Below are 16,213 nucleotides of genomic sequence, written 5' to 3' on the forward strand. Positions count from 1 at the left end.
GCCGTGAACGGCGGCGACGGCTTCGCTGACCCCGGCTTCGCGGACCCCCCTTTCGGCGCGGCCGACGAGGAGCGCTGGCCGGGCGAGTCGTGGGGAGCGCCCGCGCCCGAGGACGTCGATCCCCGGGCGGAGTTCGCGGCCTCCCGGGCCGCCGCCCCCGCCCGTGCCGCCGCGCCGGCGAATCCTGCCGGGCACCGCGTGCCCGGGCCCTTCGCCACTGCGCCGGCGCGGCGGCCCGGGCGCCGGCCCCTATACCCACCTGACGCAGCGTCCGGCCCGGCACCCCGCTTCAGCTGCTCTCGGAGGTCTTCGGCTACGACGCGTTCCGCGGCGAGCAGGCTGAGATCATCGAGCAGCTGGTCGGCGGCGGCGACGCCGTGGTGCTCATGCCGACCGGCGGGGGCAAGTCGATCTGCTACCAGATCCCTGCGCTCGCGCGCGAGGGGACCGGGGTGGTGCTCTCTCCGCTCGTCGCGCTGATGCACGATCAGGTCGCGGCGCTCCGCCTCGCCGGGGTGCGCGCCGCCGCCCTCAACTCGGCGATGCCGCGCGAGGATCGCCTGGAGGTCGAGCGCGCCTACCGCGCCGGGGAGCTCGAGCTGCTCTACCTCGCGCCCGAGCGGCTCTCGGCTCCGGGCACCGTCGAACTGCTCTCGCAGGGCCGCATCGCGCTCTTCGCCATCGACGAGGCGCACTGCGTCTCGCAGTGGGGCCACGACTTCCGCCCCGACTATCTGCGTCTCGGCGCGCTCGCCGAGCGCTGGCCGGAGGTGCCCCGCATCGCGCTCACGGCGACCGCCACCCCGGAGACGCACCGCGAGATCACCGAGCGCCTGCATCTCGAAGGTGCCCGGCACTTCGTGTCCAGCTTCGACCGGCCCAACATCCGCTACCGCATCGTCTCGAAGCAGAACGTGCGAGCTCAGCTCGTCTCCTTCATCCGCGGCGAGCACGCCGGCGAGGCCGGCATCGTCTATGCGCTCAGCCGCAAGCGGGTGGAGCAGACGGCGGCGGCGCTGCGCGAGGCCGGCATCGACGCGGTCGCCTACCACGCGGGGCTGCCCGCGCACGAGCGGCTGGAGGCCCAGACCCGCTTCCTGCGCGAGGACGGCGTGGTGGTGGTCGCGACCATCGCCTTCGGCATGGGGATCGACAAGCCCGATGTGCGCTTCGTCGCCCACATCGACCTGCCGAAGTCGATCGAGGGCTACTACCAGGAGACCGGCCGCGCGGGCCGAGACGGCCTGCCCTCGGAGGCGTGGCTCGCCTACGGCCTGCAGGACGTGGTGCAGCAGCGCCAGATGATCGAGTCGGGCGACGGCGACGCCGCGACCCGCGCCAACCAGACCCGCCACCTCAACCAGATGCTCGCGCTCTGCGAGGGCGTGGAGTGCCGCCGCCGCTTCCTCATCCGCTACTTCGGGCAGGACGCGCCGGAGCGCTGCGGCAACTGCGATGTCTGCCTCGACCCACCGAAGCTGTGGGACGCCACGATCCCGGCCCAGATGCTGCTCTCGACGATCATCCGCACCCAGCGCGAGCGCGGCCGCAGCTACGCGGCGGGCCAGCACATCGACGTGCTGCGCGGCGTCGGCTCCGAGCGCGTGACGCAGATGCGGCTGGACGAGCTGTCGACCTGGGGCATCGGCAAGGAGTGGTCGGTGGCGCAGTGGCGGGGACTGGTGCGGCACCTGCTCGCGGTCGGGCTGGTCGAGGCGCGCGGTGAGTGGGGCGTGCTCGCGCCCACGGAGGCCGCGAAGCCGGTGCTGCGCGGCGAGGAGACGGTGCACATGCGCGAGGAGCTGGTCTCGCGGGCGGCGGGCCGGGGCTCCGGAACGCGCGGGGGCCCGGGATCCGGTGCCAAGCGCTCGGCAGCTGCGGCCGAGCTCACCGCGGAGCAGGCGGAGGTCTTCGAGCGCCTGCGCGAGTGGCGGGCGGGGGAGGCCCGGACGCAGGGGGTCCCCGGCTATGTCGTCTTTGGCGACGCGACGCTCGCCGCGCTCGCCGTGCACCGCCCCGCCACCGACGAGGAGCTGCTCGCGATCTCGGGCATCGGCCAGGTCAAGCTCGAACGCTACGGCGCCGCCGTCCTCGAGGTCCTCGCCCGGTCCTGACCCCTTCCCTCCCGTCATCGAGTCCGGCCTGATCGATCAGGGTTCATGGGCGCTGAGCCCGTACCGGCCGGGCCGCATTCAGTGAGGTCGAGGAGGTGCGGGGGTGAGCGAGCCCGCCCACTCGCGCAGCACCTCGGACCAGGGCGTGGGATCGAGCCCGAACTCGGTGGTGAGGCGCCCGGGCTGGAGTGCGCTGGGGGAGTCCCAGAGATAGCGCTGACGGAAGATCTCGCGGAAGGCGGGCGAGAACGGTGCGCAGGCTCCGAGCGCGGCGCTCGGGATCCGGCTCGCTCCGGCCGGCTTCCGCCCCACGGCCCGGGCCGCGTCCTCGGCCATCCGCCGCTGCGAGAGCGGCGGACCGGTCGGGGCGTTGAGCACCGTGCCGCCCGTCCGTGCGAGCGAAGCCGCGGCGATCATGGCGCGGCTGAGATCGGGCAGGTAGGTGAGGGCGTGCGGCGCGTCGGGGTCGCCGAGCACCCAGGCGCGGCGTCCCGCGGCGGCCGGGGCGAGCACCGTGCCGAGGATCACCGAGGATTTCGCGTGGGCGGTCGGCCCGACCAGGTCCGAGGCGACGAGCGATGCGGTGCGTGCCGGGTGGGCGCTCCGCGCCGACAGCAGCTCCGCGCGCACCTCGCCGAGGGGTGACGCCGGTGCGATGGGGCTGGTCTCGCCGAGATCGACGGCCCCTCGGCCGAAGGCGTACACGGACTCCGGAAAGATCACCGGGATGCCGAGTTCTGCCGCGACGTCCATTACGGCGAGCTCGCGCCGGGGGAGCTCGCGACGCCACACGGGTGCCGAGTATGCGGCGTGGATGCAGTGGAAGACGACCGCGGCGCCCTCGGCCGCCGAGCGGATCGCATCCCGGTCGCCCGCATCGCCGCGGATCACGCGGGCGCCGGTCCCGGGCATCGATCCGGCGCTGCGGCGCAGCACGGTGACCTGGTGCCCGTCTGCGGTGAGGTCCCCGGCGAGCTGGGTTCCGATCTGGCCTGCTCCCGTGATGAGCGCGTGCATGGTTCTCCGATCATTTGTGAGCAGTGCTCGCTAAATTTCCGTTCCTTACGCTAGCGCTCGGGGCGGAGAATATCAAGAGCAGTGCTCACAGAATTGCCTCGGCCGCGAGGCGGTGCCAGACTTGCCTCCATGGAACGCCAGCGCCGCACCCACGCCGAGGCCCGCACCCGGATGCGCGAGGGGATCCTCCGTCTCGGCAATGAGCAGCTGGCGGAGGTGGGGGCGGCGGCGCTCTCCGTCCGCGGGATCGCGCGGGGCCTGGGCGTCGCCTCCTCGGCGATCTACCGGCACGTGAGCAGCCGGGACGAGCTCCTGACAATGCTGCTCGTCGACGCCTACACCGAGCTGGCCGACGCCGCGCTCGCCGCCGACGATCCGGCCGCGCCCCCAGCGGAGCGCTTCGCGGCGATCGCTCGGGCCACCCGGGCATGGGCCGTCTCGAACCCCGCTCGCTGGGCGCTGGCCTACGGCTCGCCCGTGCCCGGCTATCGCGCGCCGGCCGAGCAGACCACCGGGCCGGGAACCCGCGTCATGGGGGCGTTTCTCGCGCTGCTCGCGTCCGGCGGGCAGGGGGAGCACGGATCCCGTTCCGCTCCCGTCTCCGCGGCACTCGGCCGCGAGCTCGCGGCGGGAGCCGCCGAGATCGGCGTCGACGCCGGTCCCGAGCTCGCCGCCGCGGCGATCGAGGCCTGGACCGGGCTCATCGGCCTGATCAGCGCCGAGGTCTTCGGCCAGCTCGGGCCGGATCTCTCACCCCACGGTCCCGAGTTCCTCGACCGCTGGATTTCCCGCACCACCACCCGCTTCGGCCTCAGCCCCGGCTACCGCAGGTAGACGGGGTTGAGGGCGACGAGCAGCGCTGCGGTCCAGTGGCAGAGGAATGCGAGCACCGTGAGCGCGTGGAAGATCTCGTGGAAGCCGAACACGCCGGGCACGGGGTTCGGCCGCTTGATCCCGTACACGACGGATCCGAGCGTGTAGAGCAGGCCGCCCGCGATCACGAGCACCATCGCGGCGGGGCTCGCGCGGTAAATGTCGACGATGTACATCACCGCCGCCCAGCCGAGCAGCACGTACAGTGGCACGTACAGCCAGCGCGGCGCCCCGATCCAGAACACCCGGAAGCCGATGCCGAGCAGCGCGCCGCCCCACACGAGCGTGAGGAGCAGCACGCCCTTGCTCAGCGGCAGCGCGAGCAGCGCGATCGGCGTGTAGGTGCCCGCGATGAGCAGGAAGATGTTGGCGTGGTCGAGGCGGCGGAAGATCTGCTTCGTGCGGGGCTGCCAGTTGAATCGGTGATAGAGCGCCGACACGCCGAAGAGCAGCATGCTCGCGATCATGAACACGGCGGCGGCCCACTTGGCCACCGGGCCGTGCGCGAGCGAGATGAGCACGATGCCCGAGGCGATCGCCACCGGGAAGGTCCCCGCGTGGATCCATCCGCGCCAGCGCGGTTTCGCCTCGGGATCGATGCCGCCCCTCCCGCCCTCCGGCTGCGGCTGATCCTCGGCGTGCTCGATCGCGTCGGACAGCAGCGGGAGGGACAGGCGGTCGGGATCGGGAAGGGGCCGCTCTGCGGATCCGGTTCCGTGCTCGCCGTGAGAAGTCATGTCTTCGAGTGTAGACTCCGCACAGTTTCGGAGGGGCATATGTGTGGATGATCCCCAGCTGAAGCGATCGTCCATCCCCGGCTCGGGCCGCGCCCCGGACGATACACTCTCAGGGTGAACTCCCGAGCCACGACGCCGCGCACCGGCCTGCTGTACCGGCTCTACCAGCGCCGCCTGCGGCGGGAGATCGACCCGGCGAGCGTGCCCGGCCACATCGCGGTCATCGTCGACGGCAACCGCCGCTGGGCCAAGCAGCGCCTGCAGGAGCGCGCCTCCTTCGGGCATCGCGCCGGAGCGCGCAAGGTGCTCGAGTTCCTCGAGTGGTGCGAGGACGCCGGTATCGGCACGGTCACCCTCTATCTGCTCTCCGCCGACAACCTCAACGCGCGCGACCGGCAGGAGCTGGAGGACCTCTTCGGCATCATCGCGCAGCTCGCCACGGAGATCGCCGAGAATCCGCGCTGGCGCGTCAAGCACGTGGGATCGTGCGAGGGGCTCTCGGCCGAGCTGAGCGAGGCCCTCGCCGCCGCTGAGCAGGCCACCGCCGGCCGCAGCGGCCTCCACATCAACCTCGCCGTCGGCTACGGCGGCCGCAGCGAGATCATGGCGGCGATGCGCAGCGTCATCGCCGAGCACCAGGCCGCCGGTGGCTCCATCGAGACCCTCGCGGATCGGCTCACCCCCGAGATCATCGGCGAGCATCTGTGGACGCGGGGCCAGGCGGATCCTGACCTCGTGATCCGGACCTCCGGCGAGCAGCGGCTCTCCGACTTCATGATCTGGCAGTCGGCCCACTCCGAGTTCTACTTCGTGGAAGCGCTCTACCCGGACCTGCGCGAGGTGGATTTCCTGCGCGCCCTGCGCGACTATTCGAGCCGGCAGCGCCGGATGGGAGGCTGACCGTGGCGGCGAGTGCGGAGATACCGGTGCCGGGGATGCCCGCTCTCGGCGGCATGCGGGTGCTGGTGACCGGCGCCTCGGGCGGGATCGGTGCGGGGATCGCCCGGCGCTTCGCGGCCGCGGGCGCGCGCGTCGCGCTGCACTATCGGGGGGCCGGCGCCGGCTCCGTTGCCGCCGTCAGGGCGCTGCGTGACGAGCTGCGGGCAGCGGGGGCCGATGCCACAGCCGTGCGGGCCGAGCTCGCAGAACCCGGTGCCGCCGCTCGGCTGGTGGCCGCGGCGGCCGATGCGCTGGGCGGGCTCGACGGGCTGGTGAACAACGCGGGGATCCAGCCGCTGGCGCCGCTCGCCGAGACCACGCGCGCCGAGTGGGACGAGGTGCTGGGCACCAACCTGGGCGCCGTCTTCGAGCTCTCGCGCGAGGCGGCTCGGGTGATGTGCGCGGGCCGCGACGCAGCGGGGGAGACCGGGGCCCCGGCCTCGGCGGCCGCTGCCGGCGCGCCAGAGGCGCGGCGCGGCGATCGCTGGATCACGCATATCGCGTCGATCGAGGCGCGTCGTCCGGCCCCCGCGCACGCGCACTACGCCGTGGCGAAGGCGGGGGTGGTGATGCACGCGCGTGCGGCGGCGCTGGAGCTCGGACCGCTCGGCATCCGGGTCAACACGGTCTCGCCCGGGCTGGTGGACCGCCCGGGTCTCGCGGAGGCCTGGCCGGAGGGGGTGGCGAGCTGGCTCGCGCACGCGCCCCTCGGGAGGCTCGCGACGCCCGAGGACGTCGGCAACGCCTGCGTGCTGCTCGCCTCGCCGCTCGCCTCCTTCGTCACCGGGCAGGATCTGGCGGTGGACGGGGGCATGCTGGCGACGCCCGGCTGGGGCTAGCCGGCATCGGATCGGGGATCGCTTCGCCCCGTTCCGGCCGCCGCTGCGTCGGCGTCGGCGGTGCTCGATACAGTGGGCGTGAACGAAAAGGAGACGCGATGAGCGAGACCATTCTGCGGGCCGATGCGATGCTGACGCCGGAGGGGGCGGTCGCCGGCGCCGAGCTGCGCTTCGACCCGAGCGGTCGCATCACCTATGCGGGGCCGGCGCAGGCCGGGCACGATGGGGCCGGCAGCGCAGAGGGCACGGTGCACGAGCTGCGCGGCCACGTGCTCATGCCGGGCCTCGTCAACGGACACACGCACTCGGCGATGACGCTGCTGCGGGGCGTGTCGGACGACGAGGGCTTCATGCCGTGGCTGGCGGCGGTGCAGGCGCTGGAGCAGCACCTCACCCACGACGACGTCGCGACCGGTCTGCAGCTCGCCATGGTCGAGATGATCGAGACCGGCACCGTCGCCTTCGCCGACATGTACCACTGGGACGCGCGGCTGATCGAGCTCGTGCGCGGCGCTGGCATGCGCGCGATGGTGGCCCTCGCCTCCTTCACGCCCGAGGCGGTGGGCTTCCCCGGGGTGTCTCCGTGGAGCGGCGCGGAGGCCACGGACCAGACCGAGGCGCTGGCAGAGCGCTACGCGGGCGACCCCCAGATCCGGCTCGCCTACGGGCCGCACGCCCCCTACACCTGCCCGCCGGAGTTCTTGCGCGAGATCGCGCGGCGCGCAGTCGAGCGGGGGATCCCCATCCACACGCACATCTCGGAGTCGGCGGCCGAGGTGGAGCAGATCCGGGAGCGCTACGGTGCCACCCCGGGCGAGCACCTCGCGTCGCTCGGGCTGTTCGAGGCCGAGGTGCTGGCGGCGCACTGCGTGCACCTCACCCCCGGCGAGATCGACCGCTTCGCCCGTGAGGGGGTGGCGGTGAGCCACAACCCGGTCTCCAACCTCAAGCTCGGCTGCGGCATCGCCGCCCTGCCCGAGTGGCAGGAGGCGGGACTGCGGATCGCGCTCGGCACCGACTCGGTGGCGAGCAACAACACGCTCGACCTCTTCGAGGAGATCAAGACGGCGACGGTGCTGCACCGCGGAGCGCGGCAGGACGCCGCGATCGTGCGCGCCGCCGATGTGCTCGACATCGCGACCCGCCGCGGCGCCGAGGCGATCGGCTTTCCCGAGTCCGGGGCGCTCGAGGCCGGGCGTCTCGCGGACGTGATCGCGCTCGACGTCACCGGCTCCGCGGCGACCCCACTGGAACTCGCCTCGGATCCGGCGGCGCTCACCTCGCACCTCGGTTTCGCGGCGAGCGGACGTGATGTGCGGCACGTGTTCATCGGCGGCCGTCACGTGTACGCGGACGGCAGGCATCTCACCCTCGACGCCGACGCCATCCGATCCCGGGCCGCCCGGGCCCGCACCCGCCTGGCGGCGGCTGCGCGGGAGCGCTGAGCGCCGGGCTCCTCGCGCGAGCCGAACCCGGGCGAGACAGGCGCAGGCGGGCCGGGAAGCCTCAGGGGAGGCGGGATGCCTCAGGCGAGGCGGGACCGGTCGAAGGGGTCGAGGCTGATGCCCTGGTCGAGCACCTGCTTCGACCACTCCTTCGCCGAGTGCAGGCTGTGGTCGCGGTAGTTGCCGCAGCTGACGGCCTCCGTGCCGGGCACGTCGTCCCAGGCGATCCGATCCACCAGGTCCTGCAGCGAGCTCTTCACCGCGGCCGCGACCGTCTCGACGCCCGGCTCGCCCCAGGCGATCAGGTGGAAGCCCGTGCGGCAGCCGAACGGCGAGAAGTCGATCAGGCCGTCGAAGCGGGTGCGCAGCAGCGCCGCAAGGGTGTGCTCGATGGTGTGCAGCCCCGCGGTCGGAATCTCGCCCGCGTTCGGCTGCACCAGTCGCACGTCGAAGTTCGAGATCGCGTCGCCCTTCGGGCCGTGCTCGACGCCGATCAGGCGCACATAGGGGGCCAGCACCTTCGTGTGGTCCAGGGCGAAGCTCTCCACCTCGGCAAGTTCGACGTCACTCATGCGGCCAGTGTAGCGAGCGCCCGGCCGCGCGACCCCGCGGTGACGCGAGGTGACGCGGCCGGGCGCTCGCCGGCGGGCATCTGCGGCCGGGCGATCCCGGAACGCTCAGGCGGCCTGCGCCAGCTCGCGTCGCGAGAGCGCGATGCGGGCGCGGGAGCCGGGTGCCTCCGGGTCCTCGGCCACCCGCACCTCCCAGCCGGCGCGGTCGAGCCGGGCCAGATCGCCGTGGGCGTCGCTCAGACGCTCCGTGTCGACGAGGTAGAGGGTACGGCCCGAGCTGCGGTAGACCGAGCGGTGCTGCGCCCAGGAGGGAACGACCATCTCGGAGCCGTCGCCGAGCGAGTGGTAGGGGGTGCGCAGCGGGCGCACCGGGTACTGCGGGTGCAGCGGGGTGACAGTGGTGTTCATGATGAGTCCTTTCGTCGCGCACCACCGTGGTGCGCGTGAATCGCGCGGCGCCCTGTCCTCGTCGGTCGACGAGCGGTGGCCGTGCGGCAGAGCCGTGCGCGGTTGCGCGGAGTTGATCTGCGACGCCCCGGATCCTGTTCCCAGAGGATCCCGACGGGCGGAGACGCGTGCCGTTTGCAGGCTCGACTCACTAGTATAGAACACGTCTTCGAAAAGCGCCAGTGTCCGGCGGGATCGGCAGTGAAGGGCGCAGCAGCGCCGGGGAGGAACCCATGACCCAGCCCAGCACCCTGCTCGTGTTCGCGCACCGCGACGAGGCGCATGCCTTCTCGGACCTGCCGCACCTCGTCACGGGAGTCGGGAAAGTGAGTGCGGCCGTCTCGCTGTCGGCCGCGCTCGCGGGCGGCGGCGTGGAGCGGGTCGTCGTGCTCGGCACCGCCGGCGTGGTGAGCGACGGCCCCCGGCGCCCCAGCCTCGACGAGGTCTACCAGATCGAGCAGGTCGTGCAGCACGACTTCTCACTGCCCTCTCCCGCGCTGCGCCCAGCGGGTGAGACGATCCTGCCCGCGCCGTCCCGCACCGTACTCGCCACGGGCGACGTCTTCGTGCAGAACGACGCGCAGCGCGCCCGCATCGCCGCTCTCGGCGCCGAGCTCGTCGATATGGAGGCCTACGCCTACGCGCGCGTGTGCGAGCAGTTCGCCGTGCCGCTGCAGATCTTCAAGGTCCCCTCCGACTTCGCCGACAGCTCCACCACGGATGCCGAGTGGGACACCATCGTGTTCCGCAAGAGCGAGCAGCTGCGCGAGTTCTGGGAGACGGGCCTGCGCGGAACGGAGGCCGCCGCGTGAGCGCCAGCTTCTTCGCCCTCTTCGACGACATCGCGGTGCTCGCGAAGGCGGCGGCCGCCTCGATCGACGACGTCGCCGCCGGGGCCGCGAAGGCCTCTGCGAAGGCCGCGGGCGTGGTCATCGACGACGCGGCGGTGACCCCGCAGTACGTCCGCGGCATCAACCCGAAGCGGGAGCTGCCCGTGATCTGGCGCATCGCCCGCGGCTCGTCGGTGAACAAGGCGATCATCATCACCGCGATCATGCTGCTCAGCATCTGGGCGCCCTGGGTGTTCCCGTGGATGCTCCTGCTCGGCGGCAGCTACCTCGTCTACGAGGGCGCCGAGAAGGTGTGGCACTGGATCGAGGCGGCACGCGGCCACGCGCACGAGCCGTCGGTCGAGGAGGTGCTTGAGCGTCCCGAGTCCGACGAGAAGCAGATCGTCGGCAGCGCCGTGCGCACCGACCTGGTGCTCTCGGCCGAGATCATGCTGATCTCGCTGGAGAGCATCGAAGCCGACACCTGGGTGATGCGGCTGCTGATCCTGATCGCGGTCGGGATCGCGATGACCGTGGCCGTGTACGGCGCCGTGGCGTTGCTCGTGAAGATGGACGACGCCGGCCTGTGGCTGATGCGCCGCCGCGCCGCCGCGGCCCGCCGCTTCGGTGCGCTGCTCGTGCACGCGATGCCCGGAGTCTTCCGCGTGATCGGCGTGGTCGGCGTGATCGCGATGCTGTGGGTCGGCGGCCACCTGCTCATCGTGAACCTGCACGAGGTTGGGGTGCATCCGCCCTACGAGATCCTGCACGCCGTCACCCACGCGGTGCACGGCCCCGCAGCCCTGAGCTGGGTCGTCGACAGCGCGCTCTCCGCCGTGTTCGGGCTGCTGTGCGGTGCGGTGGTGGTGGTGCTCGTCTCGCTCGCGAAGCGGCTGCTCGGACGGGATCGCGCGCGCGGTGACGGAGCCGGCGACGGGAGGGGTGCGGCTCGCGCCGCAGACCCGGGCGATGCGGACGCGGGGCATCTCTGAGCGAGAGACCCGAGCGCGCTCCGGCGCACTGGTGCGTGCTCGGCCGCCCTGGCGACGGACAGGACTCCCGGGGCGGCGTCGCCGCGGTCGACATCGCCGCCGGGGGAGCCCGCTCGCCGCGGCTCGCGCTCACCGAGGAGGAGCTCCCCGCCTACGTTGCCGAGCGCGAGGCCGGCGACCGGCCCCGCTGGGTGTGGAGCGACACGGCCGCCTGGTACCCGCCGCTGCTGGCGGCCGGGGTGCGCGTGGCGCGCGCGCACGAACTGCGGCTGAGCCACGCCATCCTCGTGCGCTCGGCGCTGGTGCCCGAGCCGGCTGCGCTGCGCGCCGCCGTCGAGTGGGATGCCGCGCAGGCCGACACCGACCCGGCATCCGCCGCGGCGACGCTCTTCGAGGTGGATCCCGCGGCGTCGCGGCATCCCTCGGCCCCGCTGGGGCTGGATGCCGCGCTCGCCGAGTTCGATCGTCAGCGGGCAGCCGTGGCCGGCGCGGGCGCCGGGGCGGGAAGGCTCGGCCTGCTGCTGGCGGCCGAGTCGGCCGGGGCGCTGATCGCGGCGGAGATGCGCGCCGCCGGGGTCCCGTGGGACGCCGCCGAGCACGACCGGTTGCTGCATGAGGCGCTCGGACCGCGTCCGCCCCGCGGCGGGAAACCCGCCAAGATGCTCGCGCTCGCAGACGAGGTGCGGGCCGCGCTCGCGGATCCCACCGTCTCGCTCGACTCCCCGCCGAAGCTCCTGCGCTCCCTCCGGCGTTCCGGGATCGAAGTGACGAGCACCTCCCGGTGGGAGCTGGAGGAGCACGATCACCCCGCCGTGCCGCCGCTGCTCGGCTACAAGAAGCTGGCACGACTGCTCTCCGCGAACGGCTGGGAGTGGATCGACGAGTGGGTGCGCGGGGGCCGCTACCGCCCGGTCTACGTCCCCGGGGGCGTGGTGACCGGACGGTGGGCGTCGAGCGGCGGCGGAGCCCTGCAACTGCCGCGCGCGCTGCGTCCCGCCCTCCGCGCCGATCCCGGCTGGCGGCTCGTCTCGGCCGATGTCGCTCAGCTGGAGCCGCGCGTGCTCGCCGCGATGTCCGGGGACCGGGGCATGGCTGAGGCCGGCCGCGGGAGGGACCTGTACGCGGGGATCGTCGACAGCGGGGTGGTGGCGAGCCGCCAGGAGGCGAAGACCGCGCTGCTCGGCGCCATGTACGGCGGCACCCGCGGAGACAGCGGGCGGCTGGTGCCGCGACTGCGCCGGAGCTTCCCGCGGGCCATGGCGCTGGTGGACGAGGCGGCCGCCGCGGGGGAGCGGGGCGGGGTCGTGTCGACCTGGCTGGGACGCAGCTCGCCGCCCCCGGCTCCCGAGTGGCGTGAACTGCAGGCGCGTGCGAGTCTGCCCGAGGCGAGCGGGCGGGAGCAGGATCACGCGCGGCGCGCAGCGCGGGAGTTCGGGCGCTTCACCCGCAACTTCGTGGTGCAGGGCACCGCGGCGGAGTGGGCGCTCGCCTGGCTCGCGGAGCTGCGCAGGCGCCTGGCCGTGCTCCCGGCCGCCGATGTCGCGGCCCCGGCTCGCGCCTCCGGCCCGGTCTTCGAGCGGCACGCGCACCTCGCGTTCTTCCTCCACGACGAGGTGATCGTGCACGCCCCTGCCGAGCGGGCCGAGGCGGCTGCGTCCGCGGTCAGCGAGGCGGCCGTCGCGGCGTCGCGGCTGCTCTTCGGAGACTCACCGGTGGACTTCCCGCTCGATCTGCGCGTGTCGGAGCGCGCGGAGAAGGGCTGAACCCCGTGGTGCCTCGGACGTGCTCCCGGCGGATCGCACCGGGGTACCACCGCGACAGTACCCCGGTGCGATGCCGAGGGCGCCGCGGCTCCGGCACGGTTGAGGGATGCAGAGTCCACGCCCCGCCCGCGTCCCCGTAGTCCCGCTCGGTGCGGCGCTGCTCGCGCTGCTCGTCCTCCTGATCCCGCTCTCCTCGGAGAGCCTGAGCGTCGTGGTGACGCGGGCGGCGATGCGCGCGGGCTTCGGCGTGCCGGGCGCGACCGTGATCTCAGATCTCGCGCTCCTCCTGCTCGCCGTCGGCACGGCGGCGTCACTCGCGTGGGCGTGGATCCGCCGTCCGGCGACGCGGGTGGTGCTCGCGGCTGCGGCGCTCGGCGTCGGTATCGCCTACGTCCTCAGCGAGAGCGCGAAGCTCGTCTTCCAGCAGCTGCGGCCCTGCGGAAGGTGGGAGGGCGTCGGGTCGTGCGAGCTGGCGGACTACTCGTTCCCGTCGAACCACGCGACGCTCGCCTTCGGCGCGGTCTTCGTCATCGCGCTCGCCGTCGGCGGGTTCTGGGCGACCGCGGGGGCCCTGGTCGTGGCGCTGCTCACGGCGGTGGGTCGGCTGCTGGAGGGGGCGCACTATCTGCACGACGTCGCGGCGGGGGCGGTGCTCGGCACCGCGGTTCCCGCGCTGCTCGTGGGGGCGGTGCTGCTGATCGCTCGGCGGCGTCAACGCAAAGACCCCCTCCGCATGGAGGGGGTCTGCCGCGGTGACGGTGGGATTTGAACCCCGGCCGCGCGCTTGGCGCAACGCATCGCGTTGCGCGCGCACGCCGCTGGCGCCGCCTCGGCGCCAGTGCTGGGTTCTGGGGAAATCGCACCGGAGACGCAAAGACCCCCTCCGCATGGAGGGGGTCTGCCGCGGTGACGGTGGGATTTGAACCCACGGTAGGGGGTTACCCTACACGACTTTTCGAGAGTCGCACCTTCGGCCGCTCGGACACGTCACCGCGAACAAGAATAGGGCATGGGCGGGGTCAGCGCGAATCGAGCGCAGCCGGGCGGGCGTGTTGCGCGTCCGGCCGTATCTCCGGTGTCGCCCGTGCGGCACGGGCCTCCGGGCCGAGCCCGAGAGCACTCAGCCGCTCCGACAACTGGGAGCGGTTGGCGACCCCGAGTTTCGCGCGCGCCTGCGCGAGGTGCGATTCGACGGTGCGCGCGCTGCACCCCATCTGCGCGGCGATTTCGGCGTTGCTGAGCCCCGCAGCGGCGAGACGCGCTGTTGCGGACTCGCGCGGGGTGAGCCGCGCGGTGCTCCTGTCGGCGAGCTGGGCGTGATCGAACCAGGGTGCGTGGCGGGAGATCCGGGACTCCAGTTCGGCGAGCTTCGCGTCGGCGGCCGCCACGCTGCCGCTCGCGCGGCGGCGCAGGAAGATGCGGCGCGCCTCCCGCAGCGCGGTGTGAGCGGCAGAGAGGTAGCCGCACTCGGTGAGGGAGTCGGCGGCGCGGAGGAGCGCTGCGGGGTTGCCTGCGCGGTGTGCTTCGAGGTGCGCGCGGATGGATCGCAGTGCCGGGAGCTCCACCAGCTGGAGCTGGATCTCCGGGGCGATCCCTCCGGCCCGCGGAGCAGAGGGCTGCAGGCCGAAGGAGTCGGGACGCACCTCCTCCAGCTTTCCGAAGTAGTAGGCGCGCATGTCGCCGAGGTAGCGCATGGGGCCGGGACTCCGTGGCGCGGAATCGGGATCGGCGAGGCGGAACCGCTCGACGAGGGTGGTGAGCCGCACCGGGACGAAGCGCGGCAGACGCGAGGCGAACAGCGTCCATTCGAGCCGGGCGCGTTCGGTGTCGCCGCAGAGCAGCGCGGTTCGGGCCGCGGCGAGGTGCGTGGCCCAGGCGCGCTGCCGGGCGGCCCCCGGGAGCTTCTCGGTCAGTGCGATGAGGCGCTGGTCTTCGCCGAGCTGCAGCGCGGTCGAGAAACGGAGGATCGCCTGCGCCACCGCGGCGCACTCGAGCACGTCGCGCCGGAGTTCCGTGTCTCCGATGCTCAGCTCGGCGATGCGGCGTTCCGCGTCCTCGGCGTCGGAGGTGCGGAGCCGGAAACCGGCGAAGGCGGCCTCGAGGGCGAGGAGCTGTTCGGCCAGGAGGGAGATTTCCGGCCAGGGGTGCTGCTGAGAGATCCGGAGCAGCTCGACGGCGTCGTCGCCGAGGGCTTCGGAGTCGTTCCAGCGCCGTGCGACGAGCCGCGCGTCGTCCAGGGCGGGGTCGTCGCCCGTGGTTTCCGGACCAGGGGCGAAGGTGAGCCCGGCCCCTGCGCTGAGGCGCGCCGTGAGGAGGAGGCGTGCGATCCTCGGGCCGGGATCGCCGGCGCCGCCCGCGCCGACGTCCGTTTCTTCGTCTCCAGCCGTGTGGAGCAGTTGCAGCGCCGAGTGCGCGTCGCGCAGCAGCGCCGTGAGGCGGGCGCGGGTGAGCAGCGAGAGGCCCTGGGCCGGCGTGCCGAGGCGCAGGAGCAGGTCGCGTGCGGACGCCCCTTCTCCGAATGCCAGCAGGTCGTTCATGACGCGGCGGACGAGCGCGGTCTGGTGGGCGCCGGCCTTCGCCGTTCCGCCCGCGCCGGCGCGGGCGGTGAGGACGCGCGCACAGAATTCCGCTTCGTGCTCGGGGAGGGGCACGCCGAACTCCTCCTGCGTGAGCAGGAGCTCGGCGACCTCGCGACGCGCCTCGGCGAGGATGTCGGGTTCCGTGGACCGTTTGCTGGCCGCAGCATAGAGGCTGGGGACGCCGAAGAGGCCCGCAGTGTAGGGGGCGGGGAGCAGGAACCCGGTCGCTGAGAGCCGGCGCAGGGTTTCGGGGCCGACGAGGTCGGCGACCCCGTTCCAGCTGCGGGGACCGATCTCGGCGAGCACGATGGCGAGCGCGACGTCGCGAGGTTCGAGGTGGCGGCTGGCGATCTCGTCGGGCGCCGCAAGGGAGGGGAGCAGGTGGTCCTCCGGCCTGAGCCTCGCGATTCGCGGGCGCGGCCAGGTGACGAGCGCCCCGTTGCGCAGCAGTTCCAGCAGGTCGAGCGCCCAGCCGGGCCTCCGCCACGAGAGCCGTTCGATCGCGCGCATCGTGTTCGCGTCGATGGAGTATGTCGCGCTGCGGTGGACGAGCCGCGCAAGCGTTTCCGGGGAGAGCGGTTGCAGTTCGATGAGCCGTGCGGCGCGTCTGCGGGCCTCGAGTTCTGGGTGCGCCGAGATGAGCTCAGCGACGTGCTCGCCGTAGCGGGATCCCGGCAGCTGCTCGGCGCCCGCGACCACGATGCCCAGTCCGGCGCCGGTGCGCTCTGCCACCGCCCGGAGCAGCTCCTGCGGTGCGCGCTCATAGTCGTCGAGCAGGAGCACGCTGCCTGTGCGCGCGTTCCGCACCGCGGTCTCCGCCTGATCGCTCAGCGCATCGACGGCCACGGCGACGTCACCGCGTGCGTCGAGCGCGGCCGCGATCTGACGCAGACTGTGGGTCCGGCCCGAGCCGGTCGGCCCTTTGAGGATCACCGGTCTGCCGGCGTCCAGCGCCTCAAGCACGGTGCGTAGCAGACGCTCGTGCGGTACAGCGATCTCCCCCTCCATGAGCTTCCCCCCAGGCTCGTGTGTCCGGGCCTCAGTGGAACGCCCGCGACCCAGCTTC

General features: G+C 73.2%; 13 protein-coding genes, 1 tRNA gene and 1 pseudogene. 9 read left to right on the plus strand and 6 right to left on the minus strand.

The genetic code is table 11. From position 1 onward, the window contains the following. Positions 1 to 3 precede the first annotated feature (3 nt). Positions 4 to 2,114 (plus strand): annotated as a pseudogene (recQ, locus tag B4915_RS12660) (DNA helicase RecQ). A 78-nt stretch (positions 2,115 to 2,192) separates the two neighbouring features. Here recQ and B4915_RS12665 read toward each other — a convergent pair. Next, positions 2,193 to 3,131: an NAD-dependent epimerase/dehydratase family protein gene (locus B4915_RS12665; protein ID WP_105806176.1), complete on the minus strand. Its 939-nt coding sequence runs from the start codon at positions 3,129 to 3,131 to the stop codon at positions 2,193 to 2,195. Positions 3,132 to 3,260: 129 nt separating this feature from the next. On the opposite strand from B4915_RS12665, the gene B4915_RS12670 reads away from it, so the two are divergent. Then, the gene (locus tag B4915_RS12670; RefSeq protein ID WP_105806177.1) at positions 3,261 to 3,965 is read left to right on the plus strand and encodes a TetR/AcrR family transcriptional regulator; all 705 of its coding nucleotides are present in this window, start codon (positions 3,261 to 3,263) and stop codon (positions 3,963 to 3,965) included. Here B4915_RS12670 and trhA read toward each other — a convergent pair. Next, positions 3,953 to 4,741 (minus strand): PAQR family membrane homeostasis protein TrhA, encoded by a 789-nt coding sequence (gene trhA, locus B4915_RS12675; RefSeq protein WP_105806178.1) that lies wholly within the window; start codon positions 4,739 to 4,741, stop codon positions 3,953 to 3,955. The genes B4915_RS12670 and trhA overlap by 13 nt on opposite strands. A 114-nt stretch (positions 4,742 to 4,855) precedes the next feature. On the opposite strand from trhA, the gene B4915_RS12680 reads away from it, so the two are divergent. From B4915_RS12680 to B4915_RS12690, 3 genes are all read left to right on the plus strand, one after another. Then, positions 4,856 to 5,641, plus strand: a complete 786-nt coding sequence (locus tag B4915_RS12680; protein WP_105806179.1) for an isoprenyl transferase — start codon at positions 4,856 to 4,858, stop codon at positions 5,639 to 5,641. A gap of 35 nt (positions 5,642 to 5,676) precedes the next feature. Beyond that, on the plus strand, positions 5,677 to 6,519 hold the full coding sequence (locus B4915_RS12685) for an SDR family NAD(P)-dependent oxidoreductase (RefSeq protein WP_105806273.1): 843 nt from the start codon (positions 5,677 to 5,679) through the stop codon (positions 6,517 to 6,519). Positions 6,520 to 6,617: 98 nt separating this feature from the next. Then, positions 6,618 to 7,964: an amidohydrolase gene (locus tag B4915_RS12690; protein WP_105806180.1), complete on the plus strand. Its 1,347-nt coding sequence runs from the start codon at positions 6,618 to 6,620 to the stop codon at positions 7,962 to 7,964. An 80-nt stretch (positions 7,965 to 8,044) separates the two neighbouring features. Here B4915_RS12690 and B4915_RS12695 read toward each other — a convergent pair whose 3' ends face one another. Both B4915_RS12695 and B4915_RS12700 read right to left on the minus strand, forming a co-directional pair. Continuing rightward, the gene (locus B4915_RS12695) at positions 8,045 to 8,536 is read right to left on the minus strand and encodes an S-ribosylhomocysteine lyase (protein ID WP_105806181.1); all 492 of its coding nucleotides are present in this window, start codon (positions 8,534 to 8,536) and stop codon (positions 8,045 to 8,047) included. Between the two features lie 105 nt (positions 8,537 to 8,641). Continuing rightward, the gene (locus B4915_RS12700) at positions 8,642 to 8,944 is read right to left on the minus strand and encodes a hypothetical protein (RefSeq protein WP_105806182.1); all 303 of its coding nucleotides are present in this window, start codon (positions 8,942 to 8,944) and stop codon (positions 8,642 to 8,644) included. A gap of 272 nt (positions 8,945 to 9,216) precedes the next feature. On the opposite strand from B4915_RS12700, the gene B4915_RS12705 reads away from it, so the two are divergent. The 4 genes from B4915_RS12705 to B4915_RS12720 all read left to right on the plus strand — a co-directional run bounded on the left by B4915_RS12705 (position 9,217) and on the right by B4915_RS12720 (position 13,337). After that, complete coding sequence (locus tag B4915_RS12705) at positions 9,217 to 9,795, plus strand: phosphorylase family protein (protein WP_105806183.1); 579 nt, start codon at positions 9,217 to 9,219, stop codon at positions 9,793 to 9,795. Next, positions 9,792 to 10,805 (plus strand): DUF808 domain-containing protein, encoded by a 1,014-nt coding sequence (locus tag B4915_RS12710; protein WP_105806184.1) that lies wholly within the window; start codon positions 9,792 to 9,794, stop codon positions 10,803 to 10,805. Before B4915_RS12705 ends, B4915_RS12710 begins: the two co-directional genes overlap by 4 nt. A gap of 35 nt (positions 10,806 to 10,840) precedes the next feature. Further along, a complete protein-coding gene (locus B4915_RS12715; RefSeq protein ID WP_105806185.1) occupies positions 10,841 to 12,568 on the plus strand; it encodes a bifunctional 3'-5' exonuclease/DNA polymerase in 1,728 nt (575 codons plus the stop codon). Positions 12,569 to 12,674: 106 nt separating this feature from the next. Then, a complete protein-coding gene (locus tag B4915_RS12720; RefSeq protein WP_105806186.1) occupies positions 12,675 to 13,337 on the plus strand; it encodes a phosphatase PAP2 family protein in 663 nt (220 codons plus the stop codon). Positions 13,338 to 13,472: 135 nt separating this feature from the next. Here the strand turns inward: B4915_RS12720 and B4915_RS12725 are convergent. Then, positions 13,473 to 13,560, minus strand: a tRNA-Ser gene (locus B4915_RS12725). Between the two features lie 27 nt (positions 13,561 to 13,587). Next, on the minus strand, positions 13,588 to 16,155 hold the full coding sequence (locus B4915_RS12730; RefSeq protein WP_146120114.1) for a helix-turn-helix transcriptional regulator: 2,568 nt from the start codon (positions 16,153 to 16,155) through the stop codon (positions 13,588 to 13,590). Between the last annotated feature and the right edge of the window lie 58 nt (positions 16,156 to 16,213).

It is taken from the genome of Leucobacter massiliensis (genome assembly GCF_002982315.1).
Lineage (GTDB): Bacteria > Actinomycetota > Actinomycetes > Actinomycetales > Microbacteriaceae > Leucobacter > Leucobacter massiliensis.